The organism is Caulobacter sp. SRI_014 (assembly GCF_057586315.1).
Genome location: NZ_JBYCZQ010000004.1, coordinates 295619 through 314219, shown reverse-complemented (window position 1 = coordinate 314219; position 18601 = coordinate 295619). Strand labels below are relative to the sequence as shown.

Here is an 18601-nt window from a genome sequence, read left to right as displayed (position 1 = left end):
GCATGGCTGAAGGCCGACGTTCAATCTGGACCCTGGCGGCGTTCGCCGGACCCTGTCTGCCCCTCGCGGCGTTCGGCCTGCCGCTGGTCATCACGATCCCGCACTACTACTCCGAGACGCTCGGGGTCGATGTCGCGGCGGTCGGTCTGGCCTTCCTGCTGGTGCGGGCGATCGACATCGTCTTTGACCCGATCTTCGGCACCGTGCTGGACCGCACCCGCTGGAGCTTCGGCCGCTTCCGCGGCTGGATGGCCATCAGCGGGCCTATTCTCATGCTGGCGATCTGGATGCTGTTCATGGCCAAGCCGGGGGTCGGCATCGGCTATCTGTGGACCTGGCTGCTGGTCGTCTACATCGGCTACTCGATCGCCGTCCTGGCCCACACCTCCTGGGCGGCCAAGCTGTCGAGCCAGTACCACGAGCGATCGCGGATCTACGCCTTCTGGCAAACCGGCAACGTCGTCGGAATGATCATGATCCTGGCCTTGCCGGTGCTTCTCAACGCCATCAGGCCGGGCAGCACCGAGCCGGACATCCTGCATGGCCAGGGATGGTTCATCGTCTTGCTGCTGCCCATCATGCTGGCCCTCGCCATCTGGCGCGTGCCCGACGAGGCGCCGCCGCCGGTCAAGACGGGCGAGCGCAACGCCAGTCTGAAGGACTATTTCCGCCTGCTGGCCCGGCCGACGGTGGTGCGCATCCTGATCGCCGATCTGCTGACCGGCCTTGCCCCCGGCATCGCCGGCACCCTGTTCTTCTTCTTCTTCATCCGGGTGAAGCAGTTCACCTTCGTCGAGTCGTCCGGCCTGCTGCTGATCTATTTCCTCGCGGCCGTGTTCGGGGCCTTCATCTGGACCCGGCTGGCCAAGACCTTCGGCAAGGCCAGGTCGCTGATCGCCGCCTGCGTCACCTATGCCATTGTCCAGTTCGTCGTGGTTCTGCTGCCGGCCGGCAACTTCTGGCTGGCCGCGCCCTTCCTGGTCGCGGCGGGTATCCCCTACTCCGCCGGCGCCCTGCTGCTGCGCTCGATGCTGGCCGACTACAGTGACGAGGAACGGCTGGCGTCGGGCTATGACCGCACCGGCCTGCTCTATGCCATCCTCACCGGGACGGTGAAGATCGGCTCGGCCCTGGCGGCCACCAGCCTGATCGTGCTGGGCATGCTGGGCTTCGATGGCGCGAGCGCCGCCAAGAGCACACAGCTGTCGATGGACGCCCTGCAGGCGCTCTATGCCTTCGCGCCGGGCGTCATCGGCCTGCTGGCGGCGGCGGTGATGATCGGCTACCCCCTGACGGAGGAGAAGCACGCGGAGATTCTTCGCCAGCTTGGCGAACGCGACGCGGCGACCCCGCCCCCTCAGCCCGAAGACCTGGCGGCCGTAACCCCTGATGTCCTCCCCCGCCCCGCCGAGTGAACCCAAACCGATAGACCGCCTGCTGGCGATCATGGCCGCCCTGCGGACCCCGGAGACGGGGTGCGCCTGGGATCTGGAGCAGAGCTTCGCGACCATCGCCCCCTATACGGTGGAGGAGGCCTATGAGGTCGCCGACGCCATCGAGCGCGGCGACCTGAAGGACCTGCGCGAGGAGCTGGGGGACCTGCTGTTCCAGGTCGTCTTCCACAGTCGCATGGCCGAGGAGGAAGGCGCTTTCGGATTCGACGATGTGGCAGAGGCCATCGTCGACAAGATGCTTCGCCGTCATCCGCATGTGTTCGGCGACGCCGGGGAGCGGTCGGCCGGCGAGCAGGTGCAGGCCTGGGAGGTGATGAAGGCCGGCGAGCGGGCGGCGAAGGCCAAGACCGGGGTGCTGGCCGATGTGCCAACGGGGCTGCCGGGGCTGACGCGGGCGGTGAAGCTGACCAAGCGGGCGGCGCGGGTCGGGTTCGATTGGCCCACGCCCGCCGAGGTGATCGCCAAGCTTCATGAGGAGCTGGACGAACTCCAGGCCGAGATCGAGGCCGGCGATCAGGAGAAGATGCGCCAGGAGATGGGCGACCTGCTGTTCGTGGTCGCCAACCTGGCCCGCAAGCTGGACGTCGAGCCGGAGGATGCGATCCGGGCGACCAATGCCAAGTTCACCCGCCGGTTCGCCTTCATCGAGGCGCGGTTGGCCGAGGACGGGCGGACGCCGGAGCAGTCGGACCTGGCCGAGATGGACGGGCTGTGGAACGAGGCCAAGGCGGCCGAGAAGGGCTGACGTTTGCGCTGCGTTACGCGTGAAACACTGTAGAAACTCAAAGGGTTAAGCAGGCATATCTTATGTGTCTGGCGGCGCGGTTGTGTGGCGGGCGCATCGCGTTCTTGTTGGCCTGACGTCGCTGTTCATGGCGGTGACATCGCGGTGAGAGCGAAAAGCGCGGCTTCGGTGTCGGAGAGGCGCCAGCCTCGGTAGCGGAACACCCTGCCCTGTCTGAAATCGGCGGCCACGGCGAGGCGGAGGCGTTCGAGGGTCGCAGGGGACCAGCCGGCCGGCGCCAGGCGGCGGGTGAGCACGGCGGCCGTGGTTCCGGGGTGCTGGGCGAGCCAGGCCTGACCGATGCGCTGGGCGCCGGGCGAAGTTGGGCCATCCCATGAGGCGGCCTGGGCCAGGGTTGGGCTGAGGGCGCCGAGGGCGGCCAGGGCGGCGAGGAGCTCGCGGCGGGCGATCTGGGTCATCAGGCGGCTCCCATCTGGCGCTTGAGGTGGTCGGACATCCGCAGGGCCAGGGCCAGGATGGTCAGGGTGGGGTTGGCGATACCGGAGGTCGGGAAGACCGAGCTGCCGGCGATGTGCAGGTTGCCGAGGCCGTGGACCTTGCCGTCGGGGTCGACGACGCCCTGGCGGGGATCGGCGTGCATCCTGGTCGTGCCCATGTGGTGGCGCGAGGCGTTGGACATGGCGACGAGGTCCTTGCGCTCGCCCGGCCAGCAGAAGCGGCCCTTGGCGGCGGCGCCCAGGGCATCGCCGAAGTGGTCGGCGGTGCGCTCCAGGCCGTCGAGGTCGGCGGCGGAGTAGGTCCAGTCGAGTTTTACCCGGGGCATATTCAGGGCGTCCCGCTCCTCGGCCAGGGTGATGCGGCTGTTGGGGTTGGGGAAATGCTCGGACATCAGGAAGCAGCCGGCGAGGACGGGCGCCTGGCCGTCGACCTTGGAGGCCATGGCGCCGACGGCGAGGGTCTCCTCCCCTCTTGCGCCGGCTTTGGGACCGGGGGGTGCGCTGGGATAGAGGGTGACGGTGAAGTTGCCGGCCTTGAGGCGCTTCTGGCCCGGCAGGTCCGAGGCGATCACCGAATGGGCGCCGCGCCGGTTGGGGTTGAGGTAGCGGCCCATGGGCTTGCCGACGGTCAGGTAGAGGGCCGAGCCCTCGACCTGGTCGTTTTCATCGACGGAATAGGTGACATGGCCCTGGAAAAAGCGGCCGACGAGGTCGTGGCGGTTGCCGATGCCGGCGGGGGCAACGTCATTGGAGGCCAGCATCAGGCGGGCGTTCTCGATGCCACCGGCGGCGAGGATGTAGCGTTTGGCGCGGGCGGTGTGGCGGGGGCCGCCCAGGCAGGCGATGTCGAGCTGCTGGACGCGGTCGCCGGAGGGCGAGAGGCCGATGCGGGTGACGTTGGCGTGGAGGTAGACGGTGATGTTGTGGGCGGAGGCAAACTCGGTGCGGAAGCGCTCGAAGGCGCCCTCGTCGACGCCGCCGGAGTATTTGGTGAAGACCACGGGGGCAGCGATGAAGTCGGGGCCGATGTCGAGGACAGGGCGGGCCGGGTCCTTGAGTTCTTCGCCGTCGAAGCGCGGGATTTCCAGCAGGTCGCAGGCGCGGTCGTAGAAGGGCTGGAGCTGGGCGCGGGAGATGGGCCAGCCGCTGTGCGGAATCCAGTCGCGCCTGGCGAAGTCGGCGGCGTCGAGCGGCCGGCATTTGCCGCCCCAGACCATGCCCGAGCCGCCGAGCACCCGGGCCCGGGAGTTGCGCGGATAGTCGTTCAGCGGCCGGTCGGCGTTGCCCGGGGCGCGAACCGTGGCGCCGGCGGCGTCGTAGAGGTCTTGGGCGGTGTCGCTGAGATCGCGGCCGCCACCCTCGAGGATGGCGACCTTGACCGGGGTTCCGGCGAACTGGCGGGCGATGGTGATGCCGGCCATGCCGCCGCCGATGATGATCAGATCGGCTTCGATGCGGCTGTCTGCAGGCAAGGTTCGGGCGTCGATGAAAGCCATGTCTTTCCTCGTGAGGTCCCGGCCCTGGCCGGGAGATGCGGATCTTGAAGGAGGCCGTTAGCCGGCGGCGCCTCGGGACTTGAGGTAGGCGACGACGTCGGTGCGGTTGAAACGCCTGGCCTCGCTGAGCGGGGAGCGGATCTTGTCGGACTGGATCGGGGCGTTGCCGGCCCGGACCGCCAGGTTGATGTCGGCGCCCTGGTCGAGAAGATAGGCGACAACCTCGACCGAGCCCCCGCGGGCGGCGTTGATCAGGGGGGTCTCGTCGTACAGCACGAAGGCGTCGACCTTGGCCCCTGCCCCGACCAGCCGCTTGACGATGTCGAGGCGGCCACGGGCGGCAGCGACAATCAACGGGTTGCCATCCCTGCTCAGGGCGAGGTTGGGATCGGCGCCGCCGGCGAGTAGCTGGTCCACGAGATCGAGGCGGCCCCGACGGGCGGCTTCAATCAGCGGCGTGCCGTCACCCGGCAGCTTCCGGTTCACGTCGGCGCCCTGGGCGATGAGGGAGCGGACGGTCTCGGCGTCGCCTTCGCGGACGGCGACGAACAGGGCGCGGCTGGCGGCCTTCTGGCTGGCGGAAGCGGATGGGGGTTCGGCCGGACGCGGGGGCTGGGCGGCCCAGGCGGCGACGGCGAGGCTCAAGGATGCCGTGGCGATGGCGGCGGCGCCGGTCCAGCGGCGGACGGGGCCGTGGGAGGCGCTCTTCAGCATGCCGATACGCTCCTTGAGGTGATTGACCCGGGCCGGCGGCCAGCGGCAGCCGAGCGGCAGGGCCTGGGGCGCCAGCTGGGTCTTGAGCATGACCTCGCCGTAGCGGCGGCGCTCATCGGGGAAGCGGGCGATGACGGCGGCGTCGCAGGCGATTTCCTGGTCGATGCGCAGGCGCGAGACGGCCAGATGGACCAGGGGATTGCACCACAGCAGACCCTGCAGAAGCGCGGCCAGGGCGTTCACCTGGGCGTCGCCGGAGGCGAGATGATTGCGCTCATGGGCCAGGATCACCCGGCGCTCGTCGGCGTCGAACTGCTGGCTGAAGTCGGCCGGGACGACGATGCGCGGGAAGATGGCGCCGACGACGGCCGGACCGACACCGGGGCGTTCGGCCAGCCAGAGCCCCTGCTCGTCGGTGCGGCGCAGGCGGCCCAGGGCAGCGACGAACCGCGCCTGGCGCCCCGCCAGCAGCAGCAGGGTGAAGACCGCCCCGGCCAGCCAGCCGGCGACCAGCATCCAGCGGTAGTTCGTCGGCACAATGCCGACCACCGTGCGCTCGACGGGAAGGTTCAGCGACTGCGTATAGGTCGGCTCGGGCCGGGCCACGCGCGGGCTTGCCGTCGGTGTGGCCTGCGGCTGGGCCTGCTCGATCGGGGCCGGCAGCATCACAGCCACGGCGGCCAGCGGCACGGCGGTCCAGAGGGCGTAGGCCAGGCGGGCGCCGAACTGCTTGCGAACGAACCGGCGAGCGACCAGCACCAGCAGGATGGCGGCGCTGACCGCCAGATTCAGCTTGATCAGGATGGCGAGTAGCTCAGCGCCCATGGTCGAGGTCCTCCACCAGGCGCTTCAGTTCGGCGATGTCCTCGTCGCTCAGCGCCTGGCGCTGCGACAGATGGCTGACCAGCGGGGCCAGGCGGCCGTCGAACAGGCGGTCGAGCAGGCCCTGGCTCTCGGACTGGACATAGTCCTGGCGGCTGACAGTCGGGCGATACAGGAAGCGCCGGCCGTCCTTGTCGGCGGCGACGGCGCCCTTCTTGAGCAGGCGGTTGAGCAGCGACTTCACCGTCGCTTCGGTCCAGCCCTGCGGCTCGGCGATCTCGCTGATGATGTCCTCGGCCGCGCAGGGGCTGCGCCGCCAGAGGGCTTCCATGACCTGACTTTCCGCGCCGCTGATCCGCACGCCATGCATCCTCGTTGTGAGGCGCTATCGATTACATGCGTGAACGATGAGGTCAACGACCGATTACGTACGTGATCGATTTGTAATGCGAAGCAGGCGGTGACTGCCCCGCTGCGCGAGACAGTCACCAGGCGTCCTACGGGTGCAGCGCGGTGCCGCCGAGCGCGTAGGTCACCCGAACCTTGCGGCCTTCGCTGGAACCGCCGTCCTTGTCCTTGCTGGCGGCCTTGAAGGTCCCGGCCAGGTCCTTGACGAAGTTGCCGAAGTTGTTGCCGTCTTCGGCGATGACCGTGCAGTCCTTGGGACGGCCTGCGCCGTTGATGGTGCATTCGACCGTGGCGCTGCCGTGACGGGCGCCGTCGTCATTGGCCAGGGCGCTGATCTTGTCGGCGTCGGGGCGGAGCACCCAGGTCAGCTTGGCGCCGCCGTCGATGACCTTGGGGGCCTTGACGGGGGGCGGCGGCGCGCCGGCGAAGGCGGCGGTGGCCGCCAGGCAGGCAACGGACGCGACAGTCAGAAGAAGAGAACGCATTGGAATTCCTTTGAAGCGGTGGCGGACCCTGCCCCCCGGGCCGGACCCGCGCAAGGCCTCATTCGAGACCGGTGTTTGGCCTGCTCAGCGTTTTGGCGAACCATTCGGCGGCGGTGACGCCGTACTCGACCTCGCCGTGTTCGGCGCCGGGAATGGGGTCCTGGCCGGGTTCCTCGTAGGAGCGCAGGTGGCGCATGCCGAGCTTTTCCATGATCCGGCGGGAGCCAAGGTTCACGGCCATGGTGTCGGCGTGGATGGCGGTCAGGCCGAGGGTCCGGAAACCGTGATCGACGAGGGCGGCGGCGCCCTCGACCCCAAAGCCCTGGCCCCAGGCGTGGCGGTGCAGGCGATAGCCGAGGCTGCCGATGCCCTGGTCGTCGACGCCCAGGGCGAACCAGCCGATGAAGCGATCGTCGGCCGAAGTCCGCGCTGCCCAGACGTCCGGTTCGGTCCCGCGCGGCATGCGAAACAGCTTGACGTCGTCGGGCCTCGGATGGCGCGGGGTCGGGGCGCCGCCGCTCAGGTAGCGCATGACCTCCGGGTCCTGCTCGAGGCTGTAGAGGTCGTCGGCGTCGGCCGGCGTGACCGGTCGCAGGACCAGTCGCGCCGTCTCGATCACGCCACGCCCACCCTGGCCCCCGGGAACAGGCGCTCGAAGCGGCCCAGGGCCTGGCCGTCGAGGCGGGCGCGGATCGTCAGGGAGCCGTCCTCGCCATCGTGGCGGTCGGTGACGCGGCCGTGGCGGTAGAGCCAGGCCAGGGCCTCGCCGGCGCCGGCATCGAGGTGGACGTCGATCTCGGGCGTCTCGTCGACCAGAAGCGCCAGGTGGTTGAGCAGGGCCTCGCAGCCCTCCCCTGTCACCGCCGAGACCGTCATGGCCCCCATGCGCCGCGCCGCGCCTTCGAGTTCGGGGCGCTCGCTTTCGGGGACCAGGTCGAACTTGTTCCAGATTTCGATGAGGACCCGGTCCTCGTCGTCCTTGCCCAATCCGATCTCGCTGAGCACCGTTTCCACATCCGCCGCCTGGGCGTTGGAATCGGGGCTGGAGATGTCGCGGACATGCAGGATGACGTTGGCTTCCTGCACTTCCTCGAGGGTGGCGCGGAAGGCTTCGACCAGTTCGTGCGGCAGATCGCTGATGAAGCCGACCGTGTCGGACAGGATGGCCGGGCGGCCGCCAGGCAATTTCACAGTCCGCAGGGTCGGGTCGAGGGTGGCGAACAGCATGTCCTGGGCCAGGACTTCCGCCTCGGTCACGCGGTTGAACAGCGTCGACTTGCCGGCGTTGGTGTAGCCGACCAGGGCGATGGTCGGGTACGGCGCCTTCTGGCGGGCCGTGCGGTGCAGAGTGCGGGTGCGGCGCACCTCCTTGAGCTCGGCCTTCATCTTGACGATGCGGTCGGCGATGCCGCGACGGTCGAGTTCGATCTGGGTTTCACCCGGGCCGCCCGTGCGGCCGAAACCGCCGGCCTGGCGTTCGAGGTGGGTCCAGGTGCGGACCAGGCGCGACTTCTCGTAGGCCAGCCGGGCCAGTTCGACCTGCAGCTTGCCTTCGCGGGTGCGGGCCCGGCGGCCGAAGATCTCGAGGATCATGCCGGTGCGGTCGATGACCTTGACGCCCCAGGCCTTCTCCAGATTGCGCTGCTGGACCGGGGTCAGCTGGTCGTCGATGACGGCGACGTCGATTTCCTCGACCTCGCACAGCAGGCGGATTTCCTCGACCTTGCCGCTGCCGAACAGGGTGGCTGGGGTGCGGCCGCGGAGCGGGCTGATGAGCGTCTCGGTGATCTCCAGGTCGAGCGCCATGGCGAGGCCGACGGCCTCTTCCAGACGGGTCTTGGGATCACGCGGCTGGGCGGTCCCTGATCGCACCGGATGGATGATCAGGGCCCGCTGGACCGGGACGGCGTGGTCTATGGATTTGTTGGTCAATCGTCCTGCTCGGGACCCGGCTCGTAGAGCTGAACGGGCTGGGCCGGCATGATGGTGGAAATGGCGTGCTTGTAGACCAGTTGGCTCTGACCATCCCGCCGCAGCAGGACGCAGAAATTATCGAACCAGCTGACCACACCCTGCAGCTTCACGCCATTGACCAGGAAGATGGTCAGAGGCGTCTTGGATTTGCGCACGCTGTTGAGGAAGGTGTCCTGCAGATTCTGCTTCTTGTCGGTCATCGGGGGATTATCCCTCTTTCTTGTTTCGGCCGGCACAGCGCAGACCACACACGAGTTCAGTCCTAGGCCGCCGGTCGTAAACGCCGCAACGGCCACTCAGGGTGCAAAGCTTCAGATGCCTGCATTCTGGGCATGCTGGATATAGAGGCCCCGAAGCCGCAGCGCCATCTCTCCTGGATGCCCATTTGCAACGGGCTTGCCGTCGATGGAGGTGACGGGCGTCACCAGGGTTCCGGCGCCGGTGATGAAGGCTTCTTGCGCTTCCATGGCTTCAGCGGGAGTGAAGGCCCGTTCCTCGACCTTGAGGCCCGCCTTGGCGATGACGTCGAGCAGGCTGTGACGAGTGATGCCGCGCAGGATGTTGGCCCCGGTGTCGCGGGTGACCAGCACGCCGTCCTTGCGCAATATCCAGGCATTGGACGAGGCGCCTTCGGTGACAAAGCCATCGGAGTCGACGAACCAGGCCTCGGCGCTGCCCTGCTCACGGGCGGCCTGCTTGGCGAGGACGTTGGGCAGCAGGCCGACGGTCTTGATGTCGCAACGGCCCCAGCGGTTTTCGGGCAGGGTGATGACGCCGATGCCGCCCTCGGCCTTGGCGTTACTCACCGCGCGGTCCAGCGACTTGGCGGTGATGACCAGGCTCGGGACGGTCGGCACGGTCGGGAAGGCGTGGTCGCGCCGGGCGACACCGCGGGTGACCTGGAGGTAGAGCAGGCCCTCGCGGACGCGGTTGCGGCGCAGGGTTTCCTTGAGCACCACCTCCAGGGCCTTGCGGCTCATGGGATGGGGGATGCGCAGTTCGTCCAGGCTTCTCCAGAGCCGGGCGAAGTGGCCCTCGGCGTCGGACAGCTTGCCGTCGAACACCGCCCACACCTCGTAGACGCCGTCCGCCAGCTGGTAGCCGCGATCCTCGATGTGGACGGAGGCCTGTCCGTGCGGAACGAACTGGCCGTTGACATAGGCTTGCCTGGACATCAGGCCTCTTCTTCCTCGACCACCCGGGCGCTGGTCAAGCCGAGCGATTTGAGTTTTCGGTGCAGGGCCGAGCGCTCCATGCCGATGAAGGCGGCGGTGCGGCTGATGTTGCCGCCGAAGCGCAGGATCTGGGCGTTGAGGTACTCACGCTCGAACAGTTCGCGTGCCTCGCGCAAGGGAAGCGCGATGATCCGTTCGGGGCCGATGGCGCCGGCCTGGGCGGCCGAGCTGACCTCGCTGGGCAGCATCTCGGCGGTGATCTCGTCGGCCGGGTCGCCGGAGGCGAGGATGAGCATGCGTTCGACATTGTTGCGCAGCTGGCGGACGTTGCCGGGCCAGTCGTGGACCTGCAGCGTGGCCAAGGCGTCGGCCGCCAGCTTGCGCCGCGGCAGGCCGGTGGTGCCCGCGATGCGGTCGATGAAGTAGTCGATCAGCTCGGGCACGTCATCGCGGCGCTCGGAGAGGCCGGGCACGCGGATCGGCACGACGTTGAGGCGATGGAACAGGTCCTCGCGGAAACGCCCGGCGGAGATTTCCTCGCGCAGGTCGCGGCTGGAGCTGCTGATGACGCGGACATCGACCTGGACGTCCTGATCGCCGCCGACGCGGCGGAAGCGTTGCTCGACCAGGACCCGCAGGATGCGGCTCTGGGTCTCGCGCGGCATCTCGGCCACCTCATCGAGATAGAGGGTGCCGCCGTGGGCGTGTTCGAACACCCCGATCTTGCGCGGGCGGCCGCCCTCCCCTTCCTCGCCGAACAGTTCGAGGTCCATGCGCTCGGGGGCCATGCCGGCGGCGCTGATGGCGACGAACTCGCCCTTGCCGCGCGGACTGGCGCCATGGATCAGGCGGGCGACCAGCTCCTTGCCGGATCCAGGCGGACCGGCGATCAGGACGCGGCTGTTGGCCGGGGCGACCTTCGCGATCATCTGGCGCAGCTGCTGGGCGGCGCTGGAGCGGCCGATCAGGCCGTCGGGGGTCAGGCTTTGCGCCCGGAGACGGCGGTTCTCGCGCTTGAGGTTGGCGGACTCCAGGGCGCGCTCGACGATCATCAACAGACGGTCGGACTTGAAGGGCTTTTCGAGGAACTCGTAGGCGCCGCGCTTGATGGCGCTGACCGCGGTCTCGATGTTGCCGTGGCCGCTGATCATGACGACGGGCAGGTCGGGGTCGAGGGCCTTGACCATGTCGAGCAGTTCCAGCCCGTCCATGCCTCCGCCCTGCATCCAGATGTCGAGCACCAGCAGCGCCGGCTTGCGGGCGCGGATGGCGGCCAGGGCCTGTTCGGAGTCGGCGGCCGTTCGCACGCCGTGGCCTTCGTCGGTCAGGATCCCCGCGACCAGTTCGCGGATGTCAGCCTCGTCGTCGACCACCAGAATGTCAGACGCCATCGGTCACCTTTTTCGTTTTCTTCGGCTTCGCGGGGGTCGAGGTCCCCACGGGCGGAAATTTCAGGACGACGCGGGCCCCGCTCAGGGTCTGGGCGTCGGAAAGCAGCAGTTCGCCGCCGTGTTCTTCGGCAATGCGTTTGACGATCGCGAGGCCGAGGCCAGTGCCCTTCTCGCGGGTCGTCACATAGGGTTCGGTCAGGCGGTCACGGTCGCGCGTCGGCAGGCCGATGCCGTTGTCCTCGATGACGAAGCAGAGGGCCTCTTCATCGGCGTGCAAGGTGGCGAGGATGCGGCCCTTGTCGCCGCCGGCGCGCCCGGCAATCGCTTCGGCGGCGTTCTTGAGCACGTTGGTGAGAGCCTGGCCGACCATGCGGTCGTCACAGGTGAAGGTCAGGCCTTCCGGCGGTTCGGCCATCTCGACGGCGATGTCCGGGCTGGCGACGCGCTGGGCGAAGACGGCGGCGCGCAGCATCTCGGCCGGGTCGTGGCTGCCGAACTTGGGGGTCGGCATGCGGGCGAAGGCGCTGAATTCGTCGACCATCCGGCCGATGTCGCCGACCTGCCGGATGATGGTGTCGGTACAGCGGTCGAAGGTTTCCAGGTCGCCGGTGATCTCGCTGCGGTACTTGCGGCGCAGGCGTTCGGCCGACAGCTGGATTGGCGTCAGGGGGTTCTTGATCTCATGGGCGATGCGGCGGGCGACGTCGCGCCAGGCGGCGTTGCGCTGGGCGGTGATCAGGCGGGTGATGTCATCGAAGGTCAGGACCACGCCGTCGTCGCCGGCCACGCCCGCGCGGACACGCAGGCGCAGGGTCTCGCCGTGGCGGACGATGTCGACCTCGGTCTCGGCCTCGATGCGGGTCTCCAGGGCGGCGGCCCAGACCTCGCCCAGCTCCGGGGCGATTTCGGACAGCTTGCGGCCGTGGATGGCCTCACCCTCGACGTCGAGCAGGCGGGCGGCCTGGCGGTTGACGGCCGAGATGCTGCCGCAGGCGTCGACGCCGATGACGCCGGCGCTGACGCCGAGCAGCACGGTCTCGATGAACATGCGGCGGGACTCGGCGTCCAGGCTGGCAGCGGTAAGGGCCGCTTGCTGGGCTTGAAGATCGCCAGCCATGCTGTTGAAAGCCTTGGACAAGACGGCAATGTCTTCGGGTTCGTCGCCAAGTTCCACGCGGGCGTCCAGCTGGCCGGTGGCGACCTGGCCGGCGGCGCGGACCACGCGGCCGATGGGCACGGCGATGGAGTTGGCGACGGTGATGGCCAGCCAGATAGCCGCGATCAGCACCAGAAGCGCTGTTTCGAGGAAGGACAGGGCGAAGGCCGACTGGACCATGCCGCGCCGCTCGGCCGCGTCGCGGTAGGCGACGAGCGAGGACTCGGTTTCGCGCAGGTGGGCCAGGATGCCCCGGTCGACCGGACGGACGACGTAGAGGTAGGCGTCGTCGAAACCCTTCAGCTTGTAGAGGGCGCGGAACAGGTCGGCCGACTCGAAGGGGCGCAGGGAGATGTCGCCCTCGTCGGCGACCTTGAAGCTGGCTTCGGGCGGAGCAAGGAAGGGCGGAGGGTCCTCGGCTTCGGCCCGCGCCAGGATGCGGCCGTCGCGGTCGATCACATAGGCGCCGGGGAAGCCGCGATAGGAGGCCTGGGTCGCCATGTAGTGGCCGAACGCCACCGGCCTTCTGCTCAGGGAGACCGCGTTGTCGTTCAGGTCGCCCGCCATCGGGCCGATGTTGTTGCGGATGTCGGTGGTCTGCTCGTCGACGTAGGAGCGGGCCACGGCCCCGGAATTCTCGACCACCGAGCGGACCCGCTGGCTGAACCAGTTCTCCACCCCCTGGGTGACCAGAACGCCCGAAAACAGGGCGACGACCAGCGCCGGCGCCAGCGCGGCCAGGGCGAACAGCAGCAGGAACCGCCGGTGCAGGCGGGCGCCGGCGTCGCTGCGGCCTTCGTCGATGACCTGGGTCACCCGGCGGCCGATCAGCACGGCGATGCCAAGGATCAGCACCAGGTTGACCCCGAGCACGATCAGCACCGTCTGGCTGGCCGGGCCGACGAGTTCATTGCTGGGCGGGGCGCTGGCCAGGAAGGCGCCGATGCCGGTCAGGATCGCGGCAACGGTGAAGGCGGCGCCGAGGAACAGCCGCGAGCCGATCACACGCCGCCCGACGGCGAGCCACCTTGGCCCCCCGCCCGGCGCGACGATGGCGGACGCAGTTTCACTCATGGCGCTCACCGTACGGCGAGATGTGCCAAAAATTCAACACCTATGTGGCGCGAATGCGTCATCTGCGTTCCCCCCGAAAAGGGGGACCGGCGTTATCGCTTTCCGCGGGTCAATTCGACGCCCAGATCGACGATCTTCTTGCGCAGCGTGTTGCGGTTGAGGCCCAGGATGTCAGCGGCCCTCACCTGGTTGCCGCGCGTGGCGGCCAGGGTCAGGCGGATCAACGGACGCTCCACCTCTTCCAGGATGCGATCGTAAAGGCCCGGCGGCGGGACACCGTCGGGCTGGTCGGCAAAGTGGCTGGCCAGATGGCGTTCGATCAGGGTGGAGAGGGTGGCGGGGCCATCCTCGCCGATGGCGACCGGGGCCTGTTCCTGCAGTTCGCGCTCGACGATGCGGGCGCTGATCAACTCCTCGGCATAGAGGGCGCAGATGCGGCGGATCAGGTTTTCCAGCTCGCGGACGTTGCCAGGCCAGGGGTGGGTCTTGAGGCGCTCGAGGGCCGCCTGGTCGATGGTCTTGGACGGCAGGCCCTCACGGGCGGCGCGCAGGAGGAAGCTGCGGGCGAGATCGGGGATGTCCTCGGTGCGGTCGCGCAGCGGCGGCAGGCGCAGAGGGGCGACGTTGAGACGGAAGAACAGGTCCTCGCGGAACAGCCCCTGGCGGATCAGGCCGCGCAGGTCGCGGTTGGTGGCCGCGATCAGCCGGACGTTGGGCCGGCGGTTGGTCTTGGGGTTGAGGGCCGGCTCGGCCCCATCGATGACCCGCAGCAGGCGGCTCTGGGCGTCGAGCGGCATGTCGCCGATCTCGTCGAGGAACAGGGTGCCGCCGTCGGCCTCGACCAGCTTGCCCAGATCGCCGTCGCCACGGCCGAAGAGTTCGGTCTCGACGCGCTCGCGCGGCACGGCGGCCAGGTTGATGACCACGAACTTTCCGTCCCGCCGGCGGCCGAGATCGTGCAGGGCGCGGGCGACCAGTTCCTTGCCCGAGCCGCTCTCGCCGGTGATCAACACGGTCAGGTCGGCGCCGACCAGGCGGGCGATGGTGCGATAGACGTCCTGCATCGGGGCCGAACGGCCGATCAGGGGCAGGCGCTCGTCCTTCATGGCCCGGGCCTGGGCCTTGCTGGCCTCGCTGTCGGCCGGGCGTGAGAGGGCGCGACGGGCGGCGGCGGTGACCTCGTCGAGGTCGAAGGGCTTGGAGACATACTCGAAGGCCCCGCCCTCGCTGGCGTTCACGGCGGTCAGCAGGGTGTTCTGGGCGCTCATCACGATGACCGGCAGCTTGGGCCGGTCTTTGCGGATGCGCGGCAGGACGTTGAAGATGTTCTCGTCGGGCATCACCACGTCGGTGACGACCAGGTCCCCCTCCCCGTCCTGGATCCACTTCATCAGGGTGGTGACGTTGCCGGTCGCCCGCACCTGATAGCCGAGCCGGGTGAAGGCCTGGCTGAGCACCAGACGCACGGAGCTGTCGTCGTCGGCGATCAGGATCTTCTTGTTGGCGGGGTTCATGGGGTCTCCGACGCGACGGGAAGCAGGACACGGAACACGGTGCGACCGGGCTCCGACTCGAAATCGATCAGGCCGCCATGGCCGTTGACCAGCTTGGCGACGAGCGGCAGGCCGAGACCCGCGCCGCTGGCCTTTGAGGTGACGAAGGGCTGGAACAGGTGGTCACGCACGCTGGCGGCGATGCCCGTGCCGTTGTCCTGCACCCGGATCTCGATCGGCGCGGCCTTCTGGATGCGGCCGTCGGCCCCGCGCACCTTCACGCCCGGGCGCCAGGCGGTGGAGATGGTCAGCTCGCCCCGGCCATCGCGGCGGCCGTGGGCGGCCTCGGCGGCGTTCTTCACCAGGTTGAGGAAGATCTGGATCAGGTGGTCCTCGTCGCCGGCCACCGGCGGCAGGGAGGGATCGAAGTTTTCCTTGATGGTCAGGCCATCGGCGACGCCGTTGGCGACCAGGGCGCGGACGCGGTCCAGCACCTCGTGGATGTTGACGGCCACCGGCGTCGGCAGGGCGTCGTCACTGAAGGCTTCCATGCGGTCGACGAGGCGGCGGATGCGCTCGGTCTCGTCGACGATCAGCTGGGCCAGGGGCGCGTCCTCGGCCGCCGCGCCGGTCTTGAGCAGCTGGGCGGCGCCGCGAATGCCGGCCAGAGGGTTCTTGATCTCGTGGGCCAGCATCTGGCCGAGGCCGACCACGGAGCGCAGGCCGGAGGGGTCGGCGGCGCGTTCGAAGCTCATGGCCCCGCCACGGATATGCAGGGTCAGCAGGACCGAGCCGTCGCCCAGCGGGGTGGCGGCGCCGTCGGCCAGGAAGGGCGGCTGGCCGAAGAGGCCGATCTGCACACCGTGCTCTCGGACCCGGGCGTCCTCCTGCACCGCCCGGTCGAGCAGGCGGGTCAGGGGCGAGTCGTCGGGAAGGACGGCGCGGAAGTGACCCTTGGCCAGCAGGGCCAGGCCTTGGCCGAACAGGCCTTCGGCGGCTTCGTTGACAGCCGCGAGGCCTCCGTCGGCGTCGATGACCATGGCCGGGTCAGGGCTCATCTCGAAGGCGGCGGCGCGCAGGGTTTCGACCTGGCGGCTGTTGAGGACCGGTCTGCCGGAGAAGGTCATGCGGCCAGCCTCCGCTCGGTCAGCCACAGGCGCGTCAGAGCGGCCTCGACCTCGGCCGGGGTTTCCAGGCGGCAGAGCTCGGCGCGCGCGGCGCGGCGGTCCTCGGGGCCGGCGGGAACCGGCGCGGCATCGATGTAGCTGGCCAGGTGTTTGCGGAACATCTTCAGGCCAACCCGTTCGCCGTAGAAGCTGAGGGCATCCCGGAAATGGTCGATGGCGATGGCCAGGCGGGTTTCCATGTCGGGATCGGCCAGGGTGCGGCCGTTGAGGCCGGCGTCAATCTGGGCGGCGATCCAGGGGCGGCCGTAGGCGCCGCGACCGATCATGACGCCGTCGGCGCCGCTGGCGCTGAGGGCGGCCTCAGCCGAGGCCAGGTCGACGATGTCTCCGTTGACGATCAGCGGCAGATTGATCTCGCGTTTCACCGCCGCGACAGCAGCCCAGTCGGCGACGCCCTTGTAGAACTGGCAGCGGGTGCGGCCGTGGACGGTGATGGCCCGGGCGCCGACCTTCTGGGCGCGGGCGGCGAACTCGGGGGCGTTCTTGCTGGCGTCGTCCCAGCCCAGGCGCATCTTCACGGTGACGGGCAGGTCGACGGCGTCAACGGCGGCGGCGACCAGACTCTCGGCCAGATCGAGGTCGCGCATCAGGGCCGAGCCCGACTGGACGCCGGTCACTTCCTTGGCCGGGCAGCCGAAGTTGAGGTCGATGATTTCGGCCCCGGCGGCGGCGGCCATCCTGGCCCCGGCCGCCATCATGCCAGGGTCGCGGCCAACCAGCTGGACGACCATCAGCGGCAGGCCTTCGCCGACCGCGGCGCGGCGCACGACGTCGGGCCGCCCTTTGGCGAACTCGGCGCAGGCGACCATCTCGGTGGCGACATAGGCCGCGCCCAGACGCGCGGCGGTGCGGCGAAACGGCAGGTCCGAGACGCCCGTCATCGGCGCAAGCCAGACCCGGCTCTCAACCACCTTGTTCCCGACTGCGAGCTGATTGCTCATTTCTTGTTCAACCCCATCGCCGCCTTTTTAGGCAGATTGTGCGGCGCAGTAAAGAGCGCGCCGCTGCGGCGATGCGTCAGCGATGTCAGGCCGGGGCCGGTGGCTCCAGGGTTTCGCGCAGGGCGGGAAGTCGGGAGCGGCTGACGGGCAGGAGCTGTTCGCCGAGCCGGAGGCGCCAGCGGTCGCCGTCCCGTTCGAGACGCTCGGCCCGGTCCAGGTTGACGATGGCCGAGCGGTGGATACGCAGGAAGCCCGGCGGCAGGTCGGCCTCAAGGCGGTCGAGCCGGGCGGCGTGAAGCAGGCTGCGGCCGCCGACCAGCCTCAGCTCGACGTAATCGTCGGCGCCGACGATGGCGACAATGTCGGCGATGGGCACCAGATCGACGCCGCGCGCCGAGGCGACGGTCAGTCGATCAGGGACCGCGACGGCGCGAGTCAGGGCGGCTTCACGGCCTTTGTCGTCACGGCCCAGGCGCACCACCTCCGCCATCAGCAGCGGCAGGACGAGGCCTGCCGCCAGCAGGAAGAAGGAGAGATCGACCAGCCATCGCGGAAACCCCAGCCCGAGGACCAGGAACAGGGTCAGCCATGCCAGTGTCATGGCGGCGGAGGGCTGCCGCAGCCGAACGGCGCCCAGGACCGTGACGGCCAAGGCAATGGCGACGCCACTGAGCAGCGCCAGGCCGGTCTTGAAGTCGAAACCTGGAGCCAGGGCTGTGGCGGCGACAACCGGCAGGGTCAGGAGAACGATCCGGGTCCGTGCCCCCGGCTGGAACCGGCTTGCGACATAGGCCACCAGTAGCAGGGCAAAGGCGGCTGAGAGCAGCCAGATGGCTCCCAGCCGCCAGGCGTGCAGCGGATAGGCATAGGCGAAGAGTGGGCGCAGGCTTTCGACGATGGCCTGCAGGCCGGCGACCCCGGCCATGGCTGACAGCAGGAGGCTGGAGCCTGTGCGGCGCATGGCGTGGATGACGGCGAAGCCGAACGCCGCGGCGAACAGCATCCCGGCGGCGACGAAGGTAATGGCCAGCATCGGGCCGTTCGACGGCAAGGGATATGGAGCGACCTGTAGCAGGGCCATCGGGTGATCCAGCCGCAGGGGTCCGTGGAAGGATGACAAGTGCAGCACGATCTCGTTGGCGCCGGGACGCCAGGCGGTCTCGCGGATCGGGAATGCCTTCTGGTAGCGGCCGGGGACCTCCTCGGCGGCCGTCTTGCCGGGTCGGCCGTTGACGCCCAATCGCGCGCCATTGAGCCACGCCTCGGAGGCGGCGGCGCCGACGACGTACAGGGCGCGCGGTTGAGAATCCGCCGGCGCCTGGATGGTGGAGCGGATCCACAGGTCGCGCCCCTGGGGATCGATGTTGTGCGGCGCCGGTCGGCAGTCGGTGAGCGTTGGGCCGGCCCGGCACAGCTCCCACGGGCTGACCTGCGCATGAGCCATAGGCGCCAGACCCGCGAGCAGGCCGGCGAGAAGAAGTGTCCGCCACATGCGACCGACTATAGGGCGCCGTTCGCCGAACCGGGCCGCCATTGACCGAGCAGCACGGGCCGTTGACCGAAGCGCGGCTGGCGGGGCGGTCCGAACG

At 69.1% G+C, this 18601-nt stretch carries 17 protein-coding genes; 2 read left to right on the top strand and 15 right to left on the bottom strand.

Features of this window, described 5'->3' with window-relative positions:
- Window positions 1–2 precede the first annotated feature (2 nt).
- Entirely contained in the window at window positions 3–1415 is a 1413-nt protein-coding gene (locus tag AC2YG9_RS12475; RefSeq protein WP_487298296.1) for an MFS transporter, read from the top strand.
- The gene (gene mazG, locus AC2YG9_RS12470; RefSeq protein ID WP_487298295.1) at window positions 1390–2199 is read left to right on the top strand and encodes a nucleoside triphosphate pyrophosphohydrolase; all 810 of its coding nucleotides are present in this window, start codon (window positions 1390–1392) and stop codon (window positions 2197–2199) included. Before AC2YG9_RS12475 ends, mazG begins: the two co-directional genes overlap by 26 nt.
- A 125-nt stretch (window positions 2200–2324) precedes the next feature.
- On the opposite strand, the gene AC2YG9_RS12465 is transcribed toward mazG, so the two are convergent.
- From AC2YG9_RS12465 to AC2YG9_RS12395, 15 genes are all read right to left on the bottom strand, one after another.
- Window positions 2325–2657: a hypothetical protein gene (locus tag AC2YG9_RS12465; RefSeq protein WP_487298294.1), complete on the bottom strand. Its 333-nt coding sequence runs from the start codon at window positions 2655–2657 to the stop codon at window positions 2325–2327.
- Window positions 2657–4192 (bottom strand): FAD-dependent oxidoreductase, encoded by a 1536-nt coding sequence (locus AC2YG9_RS12460; protein WP_487298293.1) that lies wholly within the window; start codon window positions 4190–4192, stop codon window positions 2657–2659. The genes AC2YG9_RS12465 and AC2YG9_RS12460 overlap by 1 nt, the downstream gene beginning before the upstream one ends.
- Before the next feature lie 57 nt (window positions 4193–4249).
- Window positions 4250–5731 carry a M56 family metallopeptidase gene (locus AC2YG9_RS12455; RefSeq protein WP_487298292.1) on the bottom strand — a complete coding sequence of 494 codons (1482 nt, stop codon included), beginning with the start codon at window positions 5729–5731 and terminating at the stop codon, window positions 4250–4252.
- Window positions 5721–6089, bottom strand: a complete 369-nt coding sequence (locus AC2YG9_RS12450) for a BlaI/MecI/CopY family transcriptional regulator (RefSeq protein WP_487298291.1) — start codon at window positions 6087–6089, stop codon at window positions 5721–5723. The genes AC2YG9_RS12455 and AC2YG9_RS12450 overlap by 11 nt, the downstream gene beginning before the upstream one ends.
- Window positions 6090–6225: 136 nt before the next feature.
- Complete coding sequence (locus AC2YG9_RS12445) at window positions 6226–6621, bottom strand: hypothetical protein (RefSeq protein ID WP_487298290.1); 396 nt, start codon at window positions 6619–6621, stop codon at window positions 6226–6228.
- A gap of 58 nt (window positions 6622–6679) precedes the next feature.
- Window positions 6680–7240, bottom strand: coding sequence for a GNAT family N-acetyltransferase (locus AC2YG9_RS12440; protein ID WP_487298289.1), 561 nt, complete (start codon window positions 7238–7240; stop codon window positions 6680–6682).
- Complete coding sequence (gene hflX / locus AC2YG9_RS12435) at window positions 7237–8553, bottom strand: GTPase HflX (protein ID WP_487298288.1); 1317 nt, start codon at window positions 8551–8553, stop codon at window positions 7237–7239. Before hflX ends, AC2YG9_RS12440 begins: the two co-directional genes overlap by 4 nt.
- A complete protein-coding gene (gene hfq, locus AC2YG9_RS12430) occupies window positions 8550–8795 on the bottom strand; it encodes an RNA chaperone Hfq (RefSeq protein WP_166576241.1) in 246 nt (81 codons plus the stop codon). The genes hflX and hfq overlap by 4 nt, the downstream gene beginning before the upstream one ends.
- 111 nt (window positions 8796–8906) lie before the next feature.
- A complete protein-coding gene (locus AC2YG9_RS12425) occupies window positions 8907–9770 on the bottom strand; it encodes a D-amino-acid transaminase (protein ID WP_487298287.1) in 864 nt (287 codons plus the stop codon).
- Entirely contained in the window at window positions 9770–11161 is a 1392-nt protein-coding gene (gene ntrX, locus AC2YG9_RS12420) for a nitrogen assimilation response regulator NtrX (RefSeq protein WP_487298286.1), read from the bottom strand. Before ntrX ends, AC2YG9_RS12425 begins: the two co-directional genes overlap by 1 nt.
- Window positions 11151–13391: a sensor histidine kinase NtrY-like gene (locus AC2YG9_RS12415; RefSeq protein ID WP_487298285.1), complete on the bottom strand. Its 2241-nt coding sequence runs from the start codon at window positions 13389–13391 to the stop codon at window positions 11151–11153. Before AC2YG9_RS12415 ends, ntrX begins: the two co-directional genes overlap by 11 nt.
- 92 nt (window positions 13392–13483) lie before the next feature.
- On the bottom strand, window positions 13484–14905 hold the full coding sequence (locus AC2YG9_RS12410) for a sigma 54-interacting transcriptional regulator (protein WP_487298284.1): 1422 nt from the start codon (window positions 14903–14905) through the stop codon (window positions 13484–13486).
- A complete protein-coding gene (locus tag AC2YG9_RS12405; protein WP_487298283.1) occupies window positions 14902–16011 on the bottom strand; it encodes a two-component system sensor histidine kinase NtrB in 1110 nt (369 codons plus the stop codon). Before AC2YG9_RS12405 ends, AC2YG9_RS12410 begins: the two co-directional genes overlap by 4 nt.
- The gene (gene dusB / locus AC2YG9_RS12400) at window positions 16008–17012 is read right to left on the bottom strand and encodes a tRNA dihydrouridine synthase DusB (protein ID WP_487298282.1); all 1005 of its coding nucleotides are present in this window, start codon (window positions 17010–17012) and stop codon (window positions 16008–16010) included. Before dusB ends, AC2YG9_RS12405 begins: the two co-directional genes overlap by 4 nt.
- Before the next feature lie 85 nt (window positions 17013–17097).
- Window positions 17098–18504, bottom strand: coding sequence for a LytTR family transcriptional regulator DNA-binding domain-containing protein (locus AC2YG9_RS12395; RefSeq protein WP_487298281.1), 1407 nt, complete (start codon window positions 18502–18504; stop codon window positions 17098–17100).
- Window positions 18505–18601: the final 97 nt, after the last annotated feature.

Excerpts from the sequence above, each read along its gene's own strand:
- AC2YG9_RS12475 (WP_487298296.1), top strand. The coding sequence starts at position 3 with ATGGCTGAAGGCCGACGTTCAATCTGGACCCTGGCGGCGTTCGCCGGA.
- AC2YG9_RS12455 (WP_487298292.1), bottom strand. The coding sequence starts at position 5,731 with ATGGGCGCTGAGCTACTCGCCATCCTGATCAAGCTGAATCTGGCGGTC.
- hfq (WP_166576241.1), bottom strand. The coding sequence starts at position 8,795 with ATGACCGACAAGAAGCAGAATCTGCAGGACACCTTCCTCAACAGCGTG.
- ntrX (WP_487298286.1), bottom strand. The coding sequence starts at position 11,161 with ATGGCGTCTGACATTCTGGTGGTCGACGACGAGGCTGACATCCGCGAA.
- AC2YG9_RS12465 (WP_487298294.1), bottom strand. The coding sequence starts at position 2,657 with ATGACCCAGATCGCCCGCCGCGAGCTCCTCGCCGCCCTGGCCGCCCTC.
- AC2YG9_RS12460 (WP_487298293.1), bottom strand. The coding sequence starts at position 4,192 with ATGGCTTTCATCGACGCCCGAACCTTGCCTGCAGACAGCCGCATCGAA.
- dusB (WP_487298282.1), bottom strand. The coding sequence starts at position 17,012 with ATGAGCAATCAGCTCGCAGTCGGGAACAAGGTGGTTGAGAGCCGGGTC.
- mazG (WP_487298295.1), top strand. The coding sequence starts at position 1,390 with ATGTCCTCCCCCGCCCCGCCGAGTGAACCCAAACCGATAGACCGCCTG.
- AC2YG9_RS12425 (WP_487298287.1), bottom strand. The coding sequence starts at position 9,770 with ATGTCCAGGCAAGCCTATGTCAACGGCCAGTTCGTTCCGCACGGACAG.
- AC2YG9_RS12445 (WP_487298290.1), bottom strand. The coding sequence starts at position 6,621 with ATGCGTTCTCTTCTTCTGACTGTCGCGTCCGTTGCCTGCCTGGCGGCC.
- AC2YG9_RS12395 (WP_487298281.1), bottom strand. The coding sequence starts at position 18,504 with ATGTGGCGGACACTTCTTCTCGCCGGCCTGCTCGCGGGTCTGGCGCCT.
- AC2YG9_RS12410 (WP_487298284.1), bottom strand. The coding sequence starts at position 14,905 with ATGAACCCCGCCAACAAGAAGATCCTGATCGCCGACGACGACAGCTCC.
- AC2YG9_RS12405 (WP_487298283.1), bottom strand. The coding sequence starts at position 16,011 with ATGACCTTCTCCGGCAGACCGGTCCTCAACAGCCGCCAGGTCGAAACC.
- AC2YG9_RS12415 (WP_487298285.1), bottom strand. The coding sequence starts at position 13,391 with ATGAGTGAAACTGCGTCCGCCATCGTCGCGCCGGGCGGGGGGCCAAGG.